Annotated in this window: 25 protein-coding genes and 1 riboswitch; of the genes, 2 read left to right on the forward strand and 23 right to left on the reverse strand. The window is 43.6% G+C overall.

What is annotated here, in order from left to right; all coding sequences use genetic code 11:
- Positions 1-3: 3 nt before the first annotated feature.
- From NSQ83_RS17215 to NSQ83_RS17240, 6 genes are all read right to left on the reverse strand, one after another.
- Complete coding sequence (locus NSQ83_RS17215) at positions 4-906, reverse strand: carbohydrate ABC transporter permease (RefSeq protein ID WP_198878519.1); 903 nt, start codon at positions 904-906, stop codon at positions 4-6.
- 3 nt (positions 907-909) lie between these two features.
- Positions 910-1,788 (reverse strand): sugar ABC transporter permease, encoded by an 879-nt coding sequence (locus NSQ83_RS17220; RefSeq protein ID WP_014477910.1) that lies wholly within the window; start codon positions 1,786-1,788, stop codon positions 910-912.
- 57 nt (positions 1,789-1,845) lie between these two features.
- Positions 1,846-3,114, reverse strand: coding sequence for an ABC transporter substrate-binding protein (locus tag NSQ83_RS17225; protein WP_198878518.1), 1,269 nt, complete (start codon positions 3,112-3,114; stop codon positions 1,846-1,848).
- An 80-nt stretch (positions 3,115-3,194) separates the two neighbouring features.
- Positions 3,195-4,181: a fructosamine deglycase FrlB gene (gene frlB, locus NSQ83_RS17230; RefSeq protein ID WP_015251278.1), complete on the reverse strand. Its 987-nt coding sequence runs from the start codon at positions 4,179-4,181 to the stop codon at positions 3,195-3,197.
- A 215-nt stretch (positions 4,182-4,396) separates the two neighbouring features.
- Positions 4,397-4,771: a nucleotide excision repair endonuclease gene (locus tag NSQ83_RS17235; RefSeq protein WP_003228617.1), complete on the reverse strand. Its 375-nt coding sequence runs from the start codon at positions 4,769-4,771 to the stop codon at positions 4,397-4,399.
- 102 nt (positions 4,772-4,873) lie between these two features.
- Positions 4,874-5,992, reverse strand: a complete 1,119-nt coding sequence (locus NSQ83_RS17240; RefSeq protein ID WP_198878517.1) for an FAD-binding oxidoreductase — start codon at positions 5,990-5,992, stop codon at positions 4,874-4,876.
- A gap of 158 nt (positions 5,993-6,150) precedes the next feature.
- Between NSQ83_RS17240 and sspG the strand changes: the two genes are divergently transcribed.
- Positions 6,151-6,297 (forward strand): acid-soluble spore protein SspG, encoded by a 147-nt coding sequence (gene sspG / locus NSQ83_RS17245; protein ID WP_003228613.1) that lies wholly within the window; start codon positions 6,151-6,153, stop codon positions 6,295-6,297.
- On the forward strand, positions 6,297-6,572 hold the full coding sequence (locus NSQ83_RS17250) for a hypothetical protein (protein WP_003243521.1): 276 nt from the start codon (positions 6,297-6,299) through the stop codon (positions 6,570-6,572). The genes sspG and NSQ83_RS17250 overlap by 1 nt, the downstream gene beginning before the upstream one ends.
- Positions 6,573-6,625: 53 nt before the next feature.
- On the opposite strand, the gene glxB is transcribed toward NSQ83_RS17250, so the two are convergent.
- From glxB to gcvH, 17 genes are all read right to left on the reverse strand, one after another.
- Entirely contained in the window at positions 6,626-7,009 is a 384-nt protein-coding gene (glxB, locus tag NSQ83_RS17255; protein WP_003240869.1) for a methylglyoxalase, read from the reverse strand.
- 109 nt (positions 7,010-7,118) lie between these two features.
- A complete protein-coding gene (locus NSQ83_RS17260; protein ID WP_009968126.1) occupies positions 7,119-7,397 on the reverse strand; it encodes a metalloregulator ArsR/SmtB family transcription factor in 279 nt (92 codons plus the stop codon).
- A gap of 263 nt (positions 7,398-7,660) precedes the next feature.
- The gene (sufB, locus tag NSQ83_RS17265; protein ID WP_198878516.1) at positions 7,661-9,058 is read right to left on the reverse strand and encodes a Fe-S cluster assembly protein SufB; all 1,398 of its coding nucleotides are present in this window, start codon (positions 9,056-9,058) and stop codon (positions 7,661-7,663) included.
- Positions 9,059-9,078: 20 nt separating this feature from the next.
- On the reverse strand, positions 9,079-9,522 hold the full coding sequence (sufU, locus tag NSQ83_RS17270; protein ID WP_003222809.1) for a Fe-S cluster assembly sulfur transfer protein SufU: 444 nt from the start codon (positions 9,520-9,522) through the stop codon (positions 9,079-9,081).
- Positions 9,512-10,732, reverse strand: coding sequence for a cysteine desulfurase SufS (sufS, locus tag NSQ83_RS17275; protein ID WP_144500535.1), 1,221 nt, complete (start codon positions 10,730-10,732; stop codon positions 9,512-9,514). Before sufS ends, sufU begins: the two co-directional genes overlap by 11 nt.
- On the reverse strand, positions 10,732-12,045 hold the full coding sequence (gene sufD, locus NSQ83_RS17280; protein WP_128422396.1) for a Fe-S cluster assembly protein SufD: 1,314 nt from the start codon (positions 12,043-12,045) through the stop codon (positions 10,732-10,734). Before sufD ends, sufS begins: the two co-directional genes overlap by 1 nt.
- A gap of 17 nt (positions 12,046-12,062) precedes the next feature.
- Positions 12,063-12,848, reverse strand: a complete 786-nt coding sequence (gene sufC, locus NSQ83_RS17285) for a Fe-S cluster assembly ATPase SufC (RefSeq protein WP_003151872.1) — start codon at positions 12,846-12,848, stop codon at positions 12,063-12,065.
- A gap of 193 nt (positions 12,849-13,041) precedes the next feature.
- Positions 13,042-13,179, reverse strand: coding sequence for a hypothetical protein (locus NSQ83_RS17290; RefSeq protein ID WP_003228600.1), 138 nt, complete (start codon positions 13,177-13,179; stop codon positions 13,042-13,044).
- A 193-nt stretch (positions 13,180-13,372) separates the two neighbouring features.
- The gene (locus NSQ83_RS17295; protein ID WP_116315890.1) at positions 13,373-13,750 is read right to left on the reverse strand and encodes a carboxymuconolactone decarboxylase family protein; all 378 of its coding nucleotides are present in this window, start codon (positions 13,748-13,750) and stop codon (positions 13,373-13,375) included.
- A gap of 285 nt (positions 13,751-14,035) precedes the next feature.
- A complete protein-coding gene (gene metQ / locus NSQ83_RS17300; protein WP_003228595.1) occupies positions 14,036-14,860 on the reverse strand; it encodes a methionine ABC transporter substrate-binding lipoprotein MetQ in 825 nt (274 codons plus the stop codon).
- 13 nt (positions 14,861-14,873) lie between these two features.
- A complete protein-coding gene (gene metP / locus NSQ83_RS17305; protein ID WP_003228593.1) occupies positions 14,874-15,542 on the reverse strand; it encodes a methionine ABC transporter permease MetP in 669 nt (222 codons plus the stop codon).
- A complete protein-coding gene (gene metN, locus NSQ83_RS17310; RefSeq protein ID WP_003242531.1) occupies positions 15,535-16,560 on the reverse strand; it encodes a methionine ABC transporter ATP-binding protein MetN in 1,026 nt (341 codons plus the stop codon). Before metN ends, metP begins: the two co-directional genes overlap by 8 nt.
- A gap of 105 nt (positions 16,561-16,665) precedes the next feature.
- Positions 16,666-16,772: riboswitch (SAM riboswitch) on the reverse strand.
- A 114-nt stretch (positions 16,773-16,886) separates the two neighbouring features.
- Positions 16,887-17,231: an SCP2 sterol-binding domain-containing protein gene (locus NSQ83_RS17315; RefSeq protein ID WP_003228587.1), complete on the reverse strand. Its 345-nt coding sequence runs from the start codon at positions 17,229-17,231 to the stop codon at positions 16,887-16,889.
- Positions 17,232-17,337: 106 nt separating this feature from the next.
- Complete coding sequence (locus tag NSQ83_RS17320) at positions 17,338-17,658, reverse strand: thioredoxin family protein (RefSeq protein ID WP_003228585.1); 321 nt, start codon at positions 17,656-17,658, stop codon at positions 17,338-17,340.
- A gap of 1 nt (position 17,659) precedes the next feature.
- Positions 17,660-18,022: a toprim domain-containing protein gene (locus tag NSQ83_RS17325; RefSeq protein ID WP_015483668.1), complete on the reverse strand. Its 363-nt coding sequence runs from the start codon at positions 18,020-18,022 to the stop codon at positions 17,660-17,662.
- Positions 18,023-18,099: 77 nt separating this feature from the next.
- Positions 18,100-18,336 (reverse strand): YusG family protein, encoded by a 237-nt coding sequence (locus tag NSQ83_RS17330; protein ID WP_003228581.1) that lies wholly within the window; start codon positions 18,334-18,336, stop codon positions 18,100-18,102.
- Positions 18,337-18,391: 55 nt separating this feature from the next.
- Complete coding sequence (gene gcvH, locus NSQ83_RS17335) at positions 18,392-18,775, reverse strand: glycine cleavage system protein GcvH (RefSeq protein ID WP_003222781.1); 384 nt, start codon at positions 18,773-18,775, stop codon at positions 18,392-18,394.
- Positions 18,776-18,787 lie beyond the last annotated feature (12 nt).

The following is an 18,787-nucleotide window of genomic DNA, read 5'->3' on the forward strand; positions in this document are numbered from 1 at the left end:
CCTTTATCCTTTTACACTGCCGCTTGCAATCCCGCGGACAAAATATTTCTGCATCAATAAAAATAGAATAATAATCGGCGCGGCTGAAATCGTTAACCCCGCCAGCAGGACGCCCCAGTTTGTCTGCAGCGCGTCTCTGAACTGCATCAGCCCGGCTGGAATGGTCCGCAAATTCTCATCATCTATGAAAATAATCGCAAACATAAACTCATTCCATGTATGGTAAGCCGTCAAAATGCCGGATGTCACCAAAATCGGCACGCTCATCGGTAAGAAAATTCTGAAAAATACTCCAAAACTTGTACACCCATCCAAATAGGCCGCCTCCTCCAATTCTTTTGAAATAGAAAAAAAATAAGAGCGGATCAAAATGATGGTGAATGGGATCCGATAAGCCGCATACGGCAGGATTAACGCCCAATACGTATTGTACAGGCCAAGCGACTGAATAATAGAATAAAGCGGCACAAGACTGACCTGCGGCGTCAGCATCAATCCGCCAAGACATAGCACCAAAAAGAATCCTTTTCCTTTAAACTCAAACCGGGAAAGGCCATACGCTGCCCATGCACTGATAAAGACAGTGATCACACACGTCAGCGCCGTAACGATGACACTGTTCATAAAATAAGAAGAAATCCCCTGGTTCCAGGCGGAAACAAAATTTTCCGGATGCCACGAAGACGGCAGCGACCAGCTGTGCTCAAAAATATCGTCAGAGTTTTTAAAGGCGCTCATCACCATCCAGAGAAGCGGATAGGCAATCGCAATCAGATAAAGAAACAGAAAAACCCACACAGACGTTTCTCCGATATACCATTTTCGTCTAGGCTTATCTTTAACCTCAATGTGCTGGTCAGGCACAGGCTCCAATCTGAACGAATCTGTCTTCTTCTGAGGCAGCATCAGTTACTCCTCCTTTCCGGTTTTAAAGAACTTCATTTGCATGAGCGATAATGCAAGCGTAATGATTAACACGACAGTGGCAATCGCTGAGGCGTAGCCCATCATATCCTTTGTAAAGGCGCTTTTATATAAAAACGTGCTCAAGACTTCTGACGCGTTTCCCGGCCCGCCGCCTGTCAAAATGTACGGCTCATTAAAGACCGTAAAGGCCCCGGTCAGCGTCATGACCACCGCAACAAAAGACATCTCTTTCGTCTGGGGAACAGTAATATGAAAAAACTGCTGAATTTTACCCGCGCCGTCAAGCCGGGCCGCTTCATACAGTTCATCCGGTATTTTTTGAATCGACACGATGTACAGCATCGCAATATAACCGACAGATTGCCACTGGGACACAAAAATGACAGAAAGCATAGCTGTGCTGTCATCCCCGAGCCAGGCCCTCGTCAGCTGATCAAGACCGATGGCCTGAAGCAGCTGATTCAAAAGCCCTGTCTCCGGATTGTAAATAAAATCAAACAAAAGCGCGATCACAGTCATTGAGATGACAACCGGCAAAAAGAAAACGGTACGAAAAAACGGCGACCATTTTCTGACCAGCTTATCCTCAAGCACCGCCGCCAAAATCAAACCGCCAAATACCTGGCATACAATTGAGATCACTGCATAAAGCACATTATTGGTCAGTGCCTGATAGAAGACAGGATCATGAAATAATTCAACATAGTTTTTTAAGCCGATAAACGTTTTTTCCGGAGAAAATGAGCTCCACTGAAACAGGCTGAGGAATACATTCTCAAAAATCGGGATATAAACGAAAAGTAAAAAAACGAGAGCGGGCACCAAAAACAAATAGGGGATTATTTTATTCTGATTGACCAAGGGTATCTCATCTCCTTTATAAAAAGAAAAGGTGCGAAGCTTCACCTTTTCTTTGATTTATTCAGCTGACGCCCTCACCTGCTTTGCTGCCTTTTGAACGGCTTTCATCACCTGCTGCGGTGTCATGTCGCCGCCAAGCATTTGCTGGACGCCTGTTAGGTACGCATCTGCGACTTCAACATCGACATCCATATCAAACCATGGAACCATTGATTTGGCATCAACAATATGCTGAACGGCTTCACGCTGAATAGCTGTTGCATTTTCTTCAGTAGCCGTACCTTGCACTGCACTGTATTTCCCGACATCTTTCACGAGCTTTTCGCCCATTCTTTTCGACGTCAAGAACTGCAAAAATTCCATCGCTTCCTTCGGATGTTTTGTTCTTGAGGAAATCATGAATCCTTCCGGCGCTCCCGTTAACGCTTCTGAAGATCCTTTCTGCCCGCTGATTTCAGGAAATGGGAACATCCCGAGATTAACCGGTTCAACCAGCTTGATTTCCGCTGTTTCCGCATATATCATCGCCGACTTTCCGCTCTTAAATTGCTGTCTCACATATTCGTGGTCGACGGAGTTTACATGTTTATTAAAGTAAGGCATCAGCTCTTGAAGCTTTTCAAGTGCTTTTACGTAGCCTTCATCAGTAAATTCACCCGTTTTGGCGTTATAGTCCTTGTCTCGCGTTTTTTCATCGACCATCCGCTGATTAAGCGTGCCGATATAGTGCGAGATTGTCCAAGTCGCCTTTGTTCCAAAGCTGATCGGTGTGTAGCCATGTTCTTTCAGCTTTTTTGACACATCGATTAATTCATCCCACGTCTTCGGGGGATCAAGATTCAGCTTTTGGAAAATGTCTTTATTATAGAAGAATGATTTAGCGTCCATTTGCCACGGTACGCCATATTGCTTGTTTTCATAAGTAAATGGTGTAATTTGCGATTGAACGAGCTGTGATGACCAATCGGTGTCATTTTTGTAGTAGGACGAGAGATCAAGTGCTTTATTGCCTCTGATAAATTTAAAAGCAAACTCATCGCTCCAAGAGAAGTAAATGTCAGGAGGGCTGGTGGTTCCCAGCATGACCTTAATTTTATCTTTATAGGAGTCATTTAAAACGGCTTCAATTTGAATATCGATATCTGGGTGTTCTTTTTCAAATTCCTTAACAACCTCTTCAAAATAACTTTTTTCCGGCTCCTTCGGCCATCTGTGGAAAAATTTCAATGTCACCTTTCCGTCCGATGAACTGCTTTGGCTCGAACAGCCTGCAATGGTGAACATACTGACAGCTGCAATGATCAAGAACAACAACATTTTCTTCAAAGGGTTGGCCTCCTCTGGACATTAGACTATAATGTTATATAACATTATAGTCTAATGCATAATGGTTCTTCATTTTCAGATCAATACTCAACTTTCCACATGTATCTTCTATGAGATAAAGGATGATTTCTCGCCTCTGCCAGCTCGTCTGCATAGCTTCTCAGCACACGATTGAGAACGAGCGGAGCAAGATAGCCTTTAACTGAATCGTCAATTGCAGTGAAGTCGTAAGATGCAGCATCAAGCACAGTGAGCTTTTTGCCATACTTTTTCGAGAAGGTAAGCGCCCGCTCTTCAAGAGGTCTTGTTTCATCTAAACCGAGCAGGATGATAAACGGCACGGATTCATCAATAATTTCAAACGGTCCGTGAAAATATTCTCCGGCATGAATGGCGTGGGAATGAATCCATTGCATTTCCATGAGAATGCAGATGCTGTAGGAGTAAGCGACACCGTAGTTTGCACCGCTTGCCATGGTATAAATAATGCTTTCTTTTTCATGGGCTTTTGCAAATTGCTTGGCGTTGTCAGCTTCCTGCTTAAGGGCTTTTTCATATACAGCCTGCAATTGATCTAAGCCTTCAATTGCTTGTTGGAATTTCGTATTGTTTTCTAATACTTGCAGGGTGCCAAAAACGATTTGATACAAAACGCCATAGTTTGTATTGATCGCAAGCGCCTCATCACCCCAATCGTACTGGGCAACATATTGCGCTTCCTGCGCTAAAGGAGACTCCGGTTTAAACGTCATCGCAATCGTAAGTGCGCCCTTGCCCCTTGCAAACGCAGCAGCTTTGACTGTCTCCGGGGTATTTCCCGAATGCGAGCACAAAATAACAAGAGACTTTTCACCAAGCTGAACAGGGTTGCGCTGAATAAATTCGTTGGCGCTGTAGAGGTCGGAGTTTATTGATTTTGACTCTCTGTCAAACACATACTTACTCGGATACATAATGGCAGAAGACCCTCCGCATGCGACAAAGAATACATGATCAATGGTTTTCCCTTTCAAATCCTGCAAGAAAGCTTGAACCTCACGATTTACTTTTGCTGTGGCCTGACTCAAATCCTTCACTCCCCGTTTTTATTATATAACGTTATATAACATTATATAATGTTATATTAAAGTCCGCGGGTAGGATTGTCAATATTATTTTCTGAAATTTCTCAATAATTTATTCGAATGATAGACAAAGGGTCTATATGCGAAAAAATGCCCAAATCAAAAGCCAGAACTTGACTTAAGCTCTGGCTTCGCTGTTCAATCCGCAGACTGACGTCTTATTTAAAAAATACCTTGTCTATATTGTACTTCGAGTGCTGTGTATTGATGATATATGTTTCGTAAATCTCTCTTTCCATTGGATCATCAACTACACATACCTCAATTTTATAAACTTCATCTCTGTGATGTTTGATTGGTGAAACAGTGTCTTCGAAATGCTTCTTAATTCTCTGTCTTAACTTTCTGGCTTTACCGACAAACAGCAGCTCGTCATGAATGTTGTAAAACATAAAAATGCCGCCTTTGTCCCTTGGGATCTGGTGAAAGTCGATGAATCCGTGAATCGGTTTTATCTTCGGTTCGTTATCATTAGCTGACTGCTGTCGTTCAGTGATGGTGACATTCGGTGCGGGTATATCAATTTTTATCAAAATCAGTTCACGTCCTCTTTTTCATTAAAGATAAATGCTAACACATACAGAAAAGAAAAGCTAGAACAGCTTTATTATATTTGTTTGTTATGCTCTTGCTTATTATGCAAGTGCTCCGGCTGGATGATAAGGACTAAGGTCTAATTCTGTCTGCTTTCCGAGAACTAGCTTTGCGAGCTCTGCACCCAAGAACGGCCCCATCGTCAGTCCAGAAGCACCCAAACCGTTTGCAGCGTACAGGCCTTGAACATTCGGCACGGCCCCTACGACCGGCAGAAATCCGGGTGTAAACGGCCTGAAGCCCACTCTTGTTTCAACAGCAGCCGCATCAGCAAGACCCGGTGCAACGGCTAACGCTTTGCTCAATACTTCGTGCTGGCCTCCGGCTGTCACACGAAGATCATCAAGGCCGGCATCGTTTTCGTGTGTGGCGCCGGCTACAATTCTGCCGTTATCAAACGAAAGAATGTACTGATCACTCGGCGGCATTACAACCGGCCACGATCCTGTATCTGCATCTGGCATTTCAAAATGCATAATCTGCGCTTTTTGAAATGACACTTGAAAATGAATGCCAAGAGGCTTCAATATCTCATTGGCCCATGCTCCCGCCGTCACAATGACCGCGTCAGCCGCAAACTGCTTTGTATCTGTTTGCACGCCGGTGACTGTTCCGTTTTCAAAAAGCAAGGACGCATTTCCTTTGATGACCGTTGCGCCGCGTTTCTCTGCAGCGCTTAAAAGCGACCGGCACAGCGCTCTTCCGTTCACACGGGCGGCACCGCTGATATGAACCGATTCATAGCCGTCAGCTAAAATCGGAAACAGCTTTTTCGTTTCACTTGCAGACAAGCGGGTAATGTCGCCGATTTCCGGCGCATCCTCCCGTCTCTTATACGCTCTTTCCTCCATTTTATCGAGTTTAGACGCGTCAGTATGAATGCTGATGGCACCGACACGTTTGTATCCTGTATCCGTTTCACCGTCTTTTTCCAATTGATGGATTAAATCCTTATAGTACCTGGCTCCCCCCTTAGCAAGCTGGTACCAATCCTGATTACGGCGTTGCGAGAGCCATGGACAGACGATCCCCGCCGCCGCATCAGTCGCTTGTCCCGGCTCTTTCCGATCAATGACAGTAACGCGAGCGCCTGATTTTGCGAGATGATAAGCCGTCGACGCGCCCAGAATCCCTGCGCCGACGATGATGTACGATTTCATATGCAAACACCTTTTCTATTATAATGTCTATTCATTTTACCAAATAGAATGCTTTCCTTCGACCTTTTGCCCTAATGTGGAAAAACCGCGAAGTTCGTCCAATCTCTTTACTCTCCTATCGAATATCCTGTCACTATCAATAGAGAAAGGATGATACCATGAGCGAAAATCGTCATGAAAATGAAGAAAACAGACGCGATGCGGCAGTCGCAAAAGTCCAAAACAGCGGTAATGCAAAAGTTGTGGTCAGCGTGAATACAGATCAGGATCAGGCACAGGCGCAGTCACAAGACGGAGAAGACTAATGAACGAAAACATCATTCCTCTCAACAGACATACTCAAGAGATACCCACTACTGAATCTGTTATCAAAAACAGCGGCAACTCAGAGGTCCATATCGACATTCACATTGATACAATGCCAATTGCTTTTGCTATATTATGCTCTGCATTAGCCGCAAAGCAGATGACAAAAGAGGAATTCGATATGGCTTATACTCAATTGCGAGAGATGAACAGAGAAAATAACAGCAGATCATCTGTAAAGCAAATTATCAATCAGGAGACAGAAGAAGAGTAAAAAACCGCGGGCCCTGTGGCCAGCGGTTTTTCTTAAGGACGCGACTGAATCGGTTACTTCTGTACAATTTGAATAAGGTTACCGCATGTATCATCGAAGACAGCAATTGTGACTTCGCCCATTTTTGTCGGTTCCATCGTAAACGTCACGCCTTTTTCCTTTAATCGGTTGTACTCTTTTTGAATATCTGCAACGCCAAACATTGTGGCCGGGAAGCCTTCGGAGAATATCTTCTTTTGATACTCCTTGGCGGCAGGATGTTCATTCGGTTCGAGTAAAAGCTCGGTTCCGTCTTGATCATCTGGAGAAACAAGCGTTATCCACCTGAATTTCCCCATGGGAACATCCTCCTTTTTTACAAACCCCAGTTTTTCTGTATAGAACTTCAGTGCCTTGTCTTGATCTTGCACGAATATACTAGTCACAATGATTTTCATATTGTTGTTTCCTCCTTTGATATTTATGGTGTATGGTACTGTGCAAACAATCCGGCTTCAAGCAAAACAAACCAACATTTTACAGAAAGTCAGTGCTGGTTTTATAAAATTACTCTATCCATCCTTTCAGCAAATTTTTAAGCGGTTCGTTGTTGAATATAAGTACTCGATATTTTCCCTTTCGTTTTGATGTTACGAGTCCTGCATCCTCCAGTACAGAAAGGTGTTTAGCTATCGCCTGTCGCGTAATAGAAAGGTCGTACTTTGTAATAAGACGTATTGTAAGTTCATACAACGTCAGCTCGTTGCGTTCAGATAATTCGTCTAATATAAGCCGCCGAGTCGAATCACCGAGTGCTTTGAATATAGCGTCTTTGTTCCCATTCATATATTGAGTATAAGCAACTCATTAGTTGCATGTCAAGTATAAGCAACTGTATGGTTGCGTGATATAGAAACTGAACCTATCCGGCGCAGGTCTGAAATATTCTAATCAATAAGGACTTAAAACCATCAAAATAACAGTGGATATGTCTCTGAAAAATAAAAGAAGACGAACTTCAAAAGTTCGTCTTCTACAATCAAATTCGGCACGCCGGCCATTTTAAAAACTATCTCTAAACCCCTTGATAAACAAAGGAGTTTTCATCATTAACCAATAGAACCTTCCATTTCGAACTTAATCAAACGGTTCATTTCAACTGCGTATTCCATTGGAAGCTCTTTTGTGAATGGCTCGATAAAGCCCATTACGATCATTTCAGTTGCTTCTTCTTCAGAAATACCGCGGCTCATCAAGTAGAAGAGCTGCTCTTCAGATACTTTAGACACTTTCGCTTCGTGCTCCAATGAAATGTTATCATTTAAGATTTCATTGTAAGGAATTGTGTCTGAAGTTGATTTGTTATCCATAATGAGCGTATCGCACTCGATGTTAGAGCGGGCGCCTTCCGCTTTGCGTCCGAAGTGGACGATTCCGCGGTACGTTACTTTTCCGCCCTGTTTTGAAATCGATTTTGATACGATTGTAGATGATGTGTTTGGTGCAAGGTGAATCATTTTCGCACCTGCATCCTGATGCTGGCCTTTACCTGCAAGAGCGATAGAAAGCGTCATACCGCGCGCGCCTTCGCCTTTTAGGATACAAGCCGGATATTTCATTGTCAGCTTAGAACCGATGTTGCCGTCGATCCATTCCATTGTTGCGTTTTCTTCACAGACTGTACGCTTTGTTACAAGGTTGTAAACGTTGTTCGCCCAGTTTTGGATCGTTGTATAACGGCAGTAGCCGCCTTTTTTCACGATGATCTCAACGACCGCACTGTGAAGTGAGTTTGTTGTGTAAACAGGCGCAGTACAGCCTTCAACATAATGGACGCTTGCTTCTTCGTCAACAATGATCAGCGTACGTTCGAACTGACCCATGTTCTCAGAGTTGATACGGAAGTAAGCTTGAAGCGGTGTTTCAACCTTTACGCCTTTAGGCACGTAGATGAAAGATCCGCCGGACCAAACAGCTGAGTTAAGCGCCGCAAACTTGTTATCAGTCGGCGGGATTACTTTTGCCCAGTGCTCACGGAAAATATCTTCATTCTCTTTCAGCGCGCTGTCAGTGTCTTTAAAGACGATACCTTGCGCTTCAAGATCTTCTTTCATATTGTGGTATACAACCTCAGATTCGTACTGAGCAGAAACACCCGCAAGGTATTTTTGTTCAGCTTCAGGAATACCGAGCTTGTCGAATGTTTGTTTAATTTCTTCAGGAACTTCATCCCAAGAACGCTCTGAACGCTCAGACGGTTTTACGTAGTACGTAATTTCGTCAAAGTTCAGTGAGTTTAAATCTCCGCCCCATTGAGGCATCGGCATGTTGTAGAAATGCTCAAGTGATTTCAAGCGGAAGTCAAGCATCCATTGAGGCTCTTCTTTCATGCGAGAAATATCTTCTACTATTTCTTTTGTCAATCCGCGCTCTGAACGGAAAATGGAAACGTCCTTGTCGTGAAAACCATACTTGTATTCACCAATATCAGGCATTTTTTTAGCCATCCATTTTCACTCCAATCCTTTTAATTGCCGCCTTCTTCTTTCGCGACTCCTTTTTCAAGTGCTTTCCATGACAGGGTTGCACATTTGATACGGGCCGGGAATTTTGAAACGCCTTGAAGGGCTTCAATATCCCCGAGATCTATAGAATCATCATACTCTTTCCCTTGCATCATATCCGAGAAAATCTTAGACATGGAAAGGGCAGTTTCAATATCTTTCCCTTTAATCGCCTGAGTCATCATCGAAGCGGATGCCATTGAAATGGAACAGCCTTCCCCTTCAAACTTCGCATCTTCCACGATGTCTCCGTCAAGCTTCATTGTCAGTCTGATGCGGTCGCCGCATGTCGGATTGTTCATATCCACGACGATGCTGTCATTCAAAACCCCTTTATTTCGCGGGTTTTTGTAATGATCCATAATCACCTGTCTGTACAATGTATCTAAGTTTGCATTAAAAGACATTTGTAAAATACTCCTTTGTCTTTTGAAGAGCTTCCACAAGCTTATCAATCTCTTCCTCTGTATTATACAGATAAAAGCTTGCTCTTGCAGTAGCAGTTACATCCAGCCATTTCATCAGCGGCTGCGCGCAATGGTGGCCGGCTCTGACTGCGATTCCCTCCGCATCAAGCACAGTCGCCACATCGTGCGGATGAACATCATCAAGGTTAAATGTAACAAGCCCGGCACGCTCTTCCGGCCCGTAAACCGTTACGCCGTCAAGCTGGCGGAAGCGTTCAAGCGCATAAGCTGCAAGCTTGTGCTCATGGCGGGAAATCTCATCAAGACCGATTTCTTCGAGAAAATCAATGGCGGCACCAAGGCCGATTGCTCCTGCAATAATCGGAGTACCCGCTTCGAATTTCCACGGAAGCTCTTTCCAAGTTGATTCATAAAGCCCGACAAAGTCGATCATTTCACCGCCGAATTCGGCAGGCTCCATGTTTTCCAGCAGGGCTTTCTTTCCGTACAGCACACCAACACCGGTAGGTCCGCACATTTTATGGGAAGAAAGCGCAAAGAAGTCGCAATCGAGATCCTGCACGTCAATTTTCATGTGAGGCGTGCTTTGTGCACCGTCCACCACAATGATAGCCCCATTGTCATGAGCGATTTTAGCCATTTCTTTAATCGGGTTGACCGTGCCGAGGACATTAGATACATGAGACACCGCAACAATTTTTGTGTTGCTTGTGACCGTTTCTCTGACGTCTTCTAAAGAAATCGTTCCGTCTTCCTGCAGCGGAATATATTTTAATGTGGCGCCAGTTGCTTTTACAGCCTGCTGCCACGGAATGATATTCGCATGATGCTCCATGTAGGTGATGACCACTTCATCACCAGGTTCCAGGTTGGCGCGTGCATAGCTTAACGCCACCATATTCAGTGATGTGGTCGTGCCTTTTGTGAAAATAATCTCAGCCATTGACTTCGCGTTAATAAACTTGCGGACTTTTTCACGCGCTCCTTCATAACCATCTGTCGCTCTGGTTCCAAGTGTATGGACGCCCCGGTGAACATTGGAATTGTATTGGTTATAATACTTATCCAGTGTTTCAATGACAGCACGCGGCTTCTGGGAAGTCGCCGCGCTGTCGAGATAAACGAGATCATGTCCGTTCACTTGCTGATGAAGGATCGGGAACTGTTCACGAATATCTGTGATATTCATTACTTCACTTTCCTTTCGATAACAGAAACTAATTGTTTCTTAACGCCTTCAATCGGAAGTTCATTTACTACCGGTGCAAGGAATCCGTAAATGACTAAGCGTTCTGCTTCTTCTTTCGGAATTCCGCGGCTCATCAGGTAGTAAAGCTGAATAGGGTCCACACGGCCGACAGATGCCGCATGTCCTGCAGTTACATCGTCTTCGTCAATTAAAAGAATAGGATTTGCGTCTCCGCGTGCTTTTTCGCTAAGCATCAGCACGCGTGATTCTTGCTCCGCATTCGCTTTAGAAGCGCCATGTTCGATTTTGCCGATTCCGTTAAAGATAGAAGAAGCGGAATCCTTCATCACACCGTGCTTCAAGATATAGCCTTCAGAAGCTTTACCGAAATGGATGATTTGTGTTGTGAAGTTTTCTGTTTGCTCTCCTCTTCCGACAACAACTGTTTTCGTATCGCCGTATGTGCCGTCACCGTAAAGGTTTGTTGTATTTTCGGAAATCGTGTCGCCGTCGTTCATCAGGCCAAGAGCCCACTCGATTTTGCTGTCGCGTCCGCGCGCAGCACCGCGGCGGTTCACATAAGTTGTCACACCGCTTGACAGATTATCCACCGCACCGTATGTTACGCTGGCATTATCACCTGTGATGACCTCACTGATAATATTGAAGACAGCGTCTTTCGGGTTTACAGTGCTGATGTAGTTTTCTACATATGTTACAGAACTGTGGTCTTCAGCCACAATCAGCACGTGGTTGAATAGAGCTGTATCATTGCTTTCGTGGACATAAACAGCCTGAACCGGCGTCTCCACCTGAACATTTTTCGGAACATAAAGGAATGCTCCTCCGTTAACAAGAGCCGCGTGAAGTGCAGTTAACTTATGTTCGTCAACTTTCACGCCGTCCTTCATAAAGTATTTCTCCACCAAGTCGCTGTGCTCACGTGCAGCAGTCAGAATATCAGTGAAGATGACGCCTTTGTCTTTCAATTCTTGAGAAAGAGAAAGATGTGCCGGCGTCTGGTCACGCTGTACGTATAATGTTTTATCTTCGTTTTCAATGTCGATCAGCGCTTTTACTTCATCAGTCAAATCTTCTAATGAAGAAAGCGGTTCGTTATCCACTGTATGCTTCGCGAAATTCGTGAAGTTCCAGTTTGTGATTTTTGTTTTGTCAGGTTTCGGCATCGGCAGATCCTCAGCTTGTTCAAGAGCCTGTAAGCGCAGGTTCTTCAGCCAGGCAGGTTCTTGTTGCTTTTCGGAAAAGCTTTTGAGATACTCCTGATCTACGGATAGTTTTGTACCTAGTGTCATATTAATCCCCCTAACGCTTACGCTTCTTGGCCAACAGTTTCGTCTTCAATGCCAAGTTCTTGTTTGATCCAGTCATAACCTTCTGCTTCAAGACGCTGTGCAAGCTCTGCACCGCCGGATTTTACAACGCGACCTTGCATCATAACGTGAACAACATCCGGAGTGATGTAGTTTAACAGGCGCTGATAGTGAGTGATCATCAGGCAGCCGAAGTTTTCGCTGCGCATTTTGTTGATCCCTTTTGATACAACTTTCAAAGCGTCAATATCAAGGCCTGAGTCAATTTCATCAAGGATGGCGATTTTCGGTTCAATCATCATTAATTGAAGGATTTCGTTGCGTTTTTTCTCCCCGCCTGAGAAGCCTTCGTTAAGATAGCGCTGAGCCATTTCAGGGTCCATTTCAAGGAACTCCATGTTTTCGTCCATTTTGCGGATGAATTTCATGAGAGAAATTTCATCGCCTTCTTCTCTGCGCGCGTTGATTGCTGAGCGAAGGAAGTCGGCATTTGTCACACCGCTGATTTCACTTGGGTACTGCATTGCAAGGAATAAGCCTGCCTGCGCACGCTCGTCCACTTCCATCTCCAGTACATCTTTGCCGTCAAGCGTGATGCTGCCTTTTGTTACTTCATATTTAGGATGCCCCATAATAGCAGCTGATAAAGTGGATTTACCAGTTCCGTTCGGGCCCATTACTGCGTGGAATTCTCCACCTTTTATTTCAAGGTTTACACCCTTTAAGATCTCTTTCCCTTCGATTTCAACGTGAAGATCTTTGATCGTTAATGTTGAAGCAGCCATATCTATACCTCCAAAAATATATAATCATTATTCTCATTTTATTCTCATTCTAATTTTATAACAAATGAAAAGTAAATACAACTTTTTATCGTGCCTTGCACATTCCTCAAGTTTAACAAAGATCAGCACTTTATTAAAGCGATTGAAAAAGAAAAAGAGTGGATTCCCACCCTTTTTTAAAAGATTGATTTTCTCAATAAGCTCCCGCAGAAATCCGCTTGCTTTTTTCATAATCAAGCTCTCTCTGCCGCTCTACTTTCATTCTTGTTTCCAGCCGGCGTCCATATTCCTCGTATCCAATTCCGTGTGACAGCTGCATCGCTTTTTCCATTTCTGACGTATAATCGAGGTTCAGTCTGTCCTGGCTGCTGCAAATAATGAATCAATCCCTTCATATATTTGCTTTTTATTGTACCAGTGCTGCGTTGGATGCCGCAAAAACGATTTGGCGTGAAATAGCGGCAGATGAGACGAAAGCATCCTTTCAGAACAAATGAGAATGGTTTTTCGGAATATTCCTTCTCTTAATGCGTGGTGTTTCCGAATTCCTCAATGCACTGTTGAACGACTGTCACGCCTTGGCTGAAAGCTGCGCCGCCTCCAAATGCCGCTGCCACACTGACGGCTTCGAGAATGTTTTCTTCTGACGCTCCCTGATCAAGACAGCCTTTTGTATGATAGATCATGCAATATTCGTCCTGAGCATTGATGGCAATTCCGAGGGCGATCAGCTGTTTTTCTCTTTCAGTCAGAGAATTCCCGGCAAAGCACTGTTCAGTAAATTCGTTAAATTTTCTTCCCATCAGCGGCATCTTTTGTTCAAATGTGCCTAAACCATGTTTATATTGTTTTAATGCGTTCTGCATGCTTCCTCTGTCTTGATTCAAAGAAAATCCCTCCATCTGTTTAACATTCCTTTTTATTATGAACAGCTTTTAGGAAAATACGCGAAAAAAACCCCGGAATTCTCATCCGAGGTTTCACCGTGTCAGCAAACCCTCGCATTCGTTGTCAGACCTGCGCGTTGGTGCTCACGAATTGCAACATTCGCTCCGCTCCAATGCTCGGCCTTCCTAGACTTCAAGGGTTTTCAATCACGCTGAAAAGATGACAAAGCCCTAAAACGAATATCGTTTTAGGGCTTTGTCAATAATTGAACCCCGGAATTCTCATCCGGGGTTTCAGTCTTATTCAGATACAGGAAGCACAGCTCCGTCGTATTTTTTCTCGATGAAGTCTTTGATCTTTTTAGAGTGAAGAACTTCCATCAGCGCTTTGATTTTTGCAGAATCTTCTTCGCCTTTTCTTACTGCGATGATGTTAGCGTATGGGTTGTTTTTCGTTGATTCTACTTCAATTGCGTCTTTTTTAGGATTTAATTTATTTTGGATCGCATAGTTTACATTGATGAAGACCGCGTCTCCTTCTTTGTTTTCATATGCTTTTGCCGTTAATTCAGGCGCTACTTTTTTGAATTCAAGGTTTTTCGGGTTTTTCTTAATGTCTTTCAATGTTGCGTCAACTGTTTCCACTTTAGAATCAAGAGTGATTAATCCAGCGTTTTCAAGCATTGCAAGCATACGGCCTTGTTCAGCAACGTTGTTTGTCAGAATGATTGTCGCACCGTCTGGAAGGTCTTTCAGTGATTTGTATGTTTTAGAGTAAATACCGAATGGCTCTAAGTGAACAGCGCCGGCATTCACAAGTTTGTAATCTGTGTTTTCTTTCATTTCTTGCTCAAGGTAAGGAATGTGCTGGAAGTAGTTCGCGTCCACTTCTTTATCAGCTAAAGCTTTATTGTACATTTTATAATCACTAAGAACTTTCACTTTCAGCGTATAGCCTTTTTCTTTCAGCAATGGTTCAGCTTCTTTTAAAATTTCCGCATGCGGTGTTTTCGTTGCCGCAACGACAATTTCTTTCTTGCCGGATTCAGCGCCGTTATTCGAACCGCAGGCAGCCATAACTCCTGCAAATACAAGCAGTAATGCACCCAAAAATAGCTTTTTCAATGTAAATCCTCCCTTATCGTTTGTCTATAATATTTGTTATTAGATCACCGATGATTTGAATAATAAACACGATGATTAAAATAAACACAGTAGCAACGAAGGTAACATCAGCGTTATTAGACTGATATCCTTCTACGTACGCAAGGTTTCCAAGGCCTCCTGAACCAATGGCTCCGGCAATTGCCGTTGAGCCGATCAAAGCGATGGCAGTAACCGTAATGCCAGAAATAAGAGCAGGCATTGATTCCGGAATCAGCACTTTGAAAATAATCGTAGACGTTTTCGCGCCCATTGATTTAGCGGCTTCAATCACACCTTTATCCACCTCACGCAGCGCGATTTCAACAAGGCGCGCGTAAAATGGTGCCGAGCCGATTACCAGCGCCGGCAATGCGGCGTTTGGCCCTAAGATCGTGCCGACTAAAAATTTCGTAAAACCTAATAGTAAAATAATTAAAATAAGGAACGGAATCGATCTGAATATGTTAACAACGGCCGCAATCACAGAGTTGACCGCTTTATTCTGCCAGAGGCTTCCTTTGCTCGTCAGAAAGAGCAGCAAGCCGAGGATGACCCCGATGACAAAAGCAAACAGTAAAGAAATCAGCGTCATATAAAGTGTTTCATATGTCGCGTTCCATAATTCAGTTAAATCAACGTTCGGGAAGTATTTTTCAAACATTCGTGATCACCTCTGCTTTCACCTGTTTGTCATTAATGAATCGGATCACGTTTTGCACTTCTTCCTCGTCCCCGTCAATGTGGATGAACAGTGAACCGTAAGCCCCATCCTTCGTCTGCGAAATTTTCCCTTGCAGAATATTGACGCTGACATTGAAGTTTCTGATCATCTCTGTAATCAGAGGCTGTTCAGCTGACTCACCGACAAATGTGAGCTGAACCATTTTTCCTGATGCTGTATCATCAAGAAGGTGCTGAAGCGTCTCTTTCGTTTCTTCCGGCTCTGTCACCTGCTGAACAAATCGTTTTGTCATTTGTTCCTTTGGATTTTTAAAGACATCGAGAACCTCGCCTTCTTCGACCACCTTGCCGTTTTCCATGACGGCGACTCTGTTGCAGATTTTGCGGATGACATGCATTTCGTGCGTAATCAGCACAATCGTCAAACCGAGTCTTTCATTAATATCGGACAATAGATCCAGAATTGAATCTGTCGTTTGCGGATCTAATGCTGATGTCGCTTCGTCACAAAGAAGAACCTTCGGATTGTTTGCAAGCGCTCTGGCAATTCCGACACGCTGCTTCTGCCCGCCGCTCAGCTGAGACGGATATGATTTTTCTTTTCCTTCTAAACCTACCAGTTTAATCAGTTCATTGGCGCGCTTGATCCGCTCGCTCTTTTTCACCCCGGCAATTTCTAAAGGAAACATGATATTATCTCTGACAGTCCGCGACCAAAGCAAATTGAAATGCTGGAAAATCATACTGATCTCATGGCGTGCTTTTCTTAAACCGCGTCCATTTACTTCATTAATCTTGGTTCCCGCCACTTCCACGGTTCCTGAGGTTGGTTTCTCAAGGCCGTTCAGCAGACGGATTAAGGAACTCTTACCAGCTCCGCTATATCCTATAATTCCAAAAATCTCACCTTTTTTAATGGAAAGCGAGACGTTTTGGACAGCATTGACATCTCCATGTTTCGACTTGTAAACTTTTGAAACATCCTGAAGATTGATCAAAGCAATCACCTGCCTTAACACTATTCTAAGAAATCTTCCGGTTTTTTCTGCAAAAGAAAAGCCTTTCTGCACACTTGAGCAGAAAGGCTTATATAAAATGCCTTTCTCTCATCTTTCAAAGCTGAACGCTTCGTGTGAATTGGCACCATTTCAACAGTGTTGATGGTTGCCGGGCTTCATAGGGCACTTCCCTCCACCTCTCTTGATAAGAGAAATATATAGTCTTTTTCGTCCGGAAATTCTTAATGTAGAATAGCACGGCGAATGATTAAATGTCAATAAAATAAATGATGTCAACTTTTACTATTATAATAATTTATTATTTTTTAATTTTTTAAAATCCTCTGAAAAAATCCATTTGTCAGCCAGAGAATGGCTTCCAGCTTTAACAGGGCCCTGAATGACCCCTTTACTTTGAGGCTTCCGCTCTGAATCAGGTGCTGAAGGGAAATGTCTCCGTGCAATAAATCAATAATTTCCGTTTGGTTTCCGTAAAAGGTCAGGTTGGACGTTTGGGGCGGAGAAACTTTTTTCATTTCTCCCTGTTCGTTTATTGAGACGGTTAAGGCTTCTGCTTCTCCTTGGAAGGTAATGAGCAATGTTGAGGCATTCAAAAGGGGTTTTAAAAACAGATGCTGATACTCATCCTCTAAAACTTCCGCTTTCTCCATATGTACAACCTCCTATTTGTTGGTCATACATACACATTTCTCTCTTTGTCGCAAGAACCCCTTTATAAAACGAACGACAATTTCATTGGATATGCTGAGAAATATGTCATAAATGGGATGCGGAAGATGATTTTTGTTTGATCAGCTCATATAAATAAGAAACGGAATGAAATGCATATCCTCTTTCGACCATCTTTCCGCCTTTAAACAGCAGAAAACAAGGGACGCTTTCAATTTGATACGCTTTTGCGAATGTCGGAGAGTAATTGACATTGTTTTGATAGAAGGCGACATCCGGCAGCATTTCTTTCACCACTGTCAGCATTTTGCTTGCAAGCTGGCAGGTGCCGCAAAACGGAGTATATAAATATAGAAGGTACACATCATCTTCAATGTGATCAAGTTCGTGTTCTTGGAGTTCTTTCATGCTATACACCTCGGGACTTTCTTTCAAGAAAAATAGTATGGACATTCAGATTCGCACGCAGCAATACAGAGGCGACATGGTGCCTGGGCGCAGCCGCTACTTCCTTATAGGCTCTGTCGATATGGAGATGGCAGGCTTCATTAAATTCACGCTTCAGCTGTTTTCTCAATTTCTCACCTGATTCATCAGCATCAACTAATATATAGACGTCTTTATCATAAAGCTCGTCAGCCAATTCCTCGAGCCTCAGCTGGCTGATTGTTCCGTTTGTGCAGATAATGCGCACCGGTTCATTCAGGACGCTTTCGATTTTCTCTTTATCTGATTTCCCCTCGACAATCATAACCTTTTCCAGCTCATCCATCTTCATCTTGTTCACCTGCCGCGTCAAATTTGAAACGTTCAGATTGTAAAAGAAGGCAGTGAAATTCACCGCCAACATTAACACCAGCCGTTTTCGTAGTCACAATCTACATATTTTGCGTCGTCTCCAGAGACCACATCGGCTGTCTTATAAAATTTCTCATTTTCAAAGGAATAACCGGACTTAAGCTCATATTCATTCATGCTTGTCATTTGGCCGATCATCTCATTATCATGATATAACGAGAGCCGGCCATTTTGAAAGCGGCCTGTCACGTCATTGGTGACATCGAGCTTTTGTTTGTCGAAAGCCATATTGGACACCTCCCATAACGTTAGCGTGTCCAATTGCTTTTACGGCTATCCTGTTTTAGTCTTCTTGTGTCATCTCTTCGTATTGCTCTGCTGTCATCAGTTTTTCAATTTCAGAAGCGTCAGATGGCTCAACGACGATCATCCATGCTTTTTCGTACGGAGATTCGTTGACGAATTCCGGACTGTCATCAAGATCTTCGTTTACTTCCACAACCGTTCCGTTAATCGGTGCATAAAGCTCAGATACCGTTTTAACGGATTCAACACTGCCGAATGGCTCGTCCGCTTTGATTTCAGCGCCCACTTCAGGAAGTTCGACAAACACGATGTCGCCTAGTTCGGACTGGGCAAAATGCGTAATTCCGATTCTGGCTTTTTCTCCTTCAACTTTTACCCACTCGTGTTCTCCTGAGTAACGCAAATCTTTTGGTATGCTCAATTGAATCCCTCC

Origin of the sequence: Bacillus sp. PS217 (genome assembly GCF_037963535.1) — a bacterium.
GTDB lineage: Bacteria > Bacillota > Bacilli > Bacillales > Bacillaceae > Bacillus > Bacillus subtilis.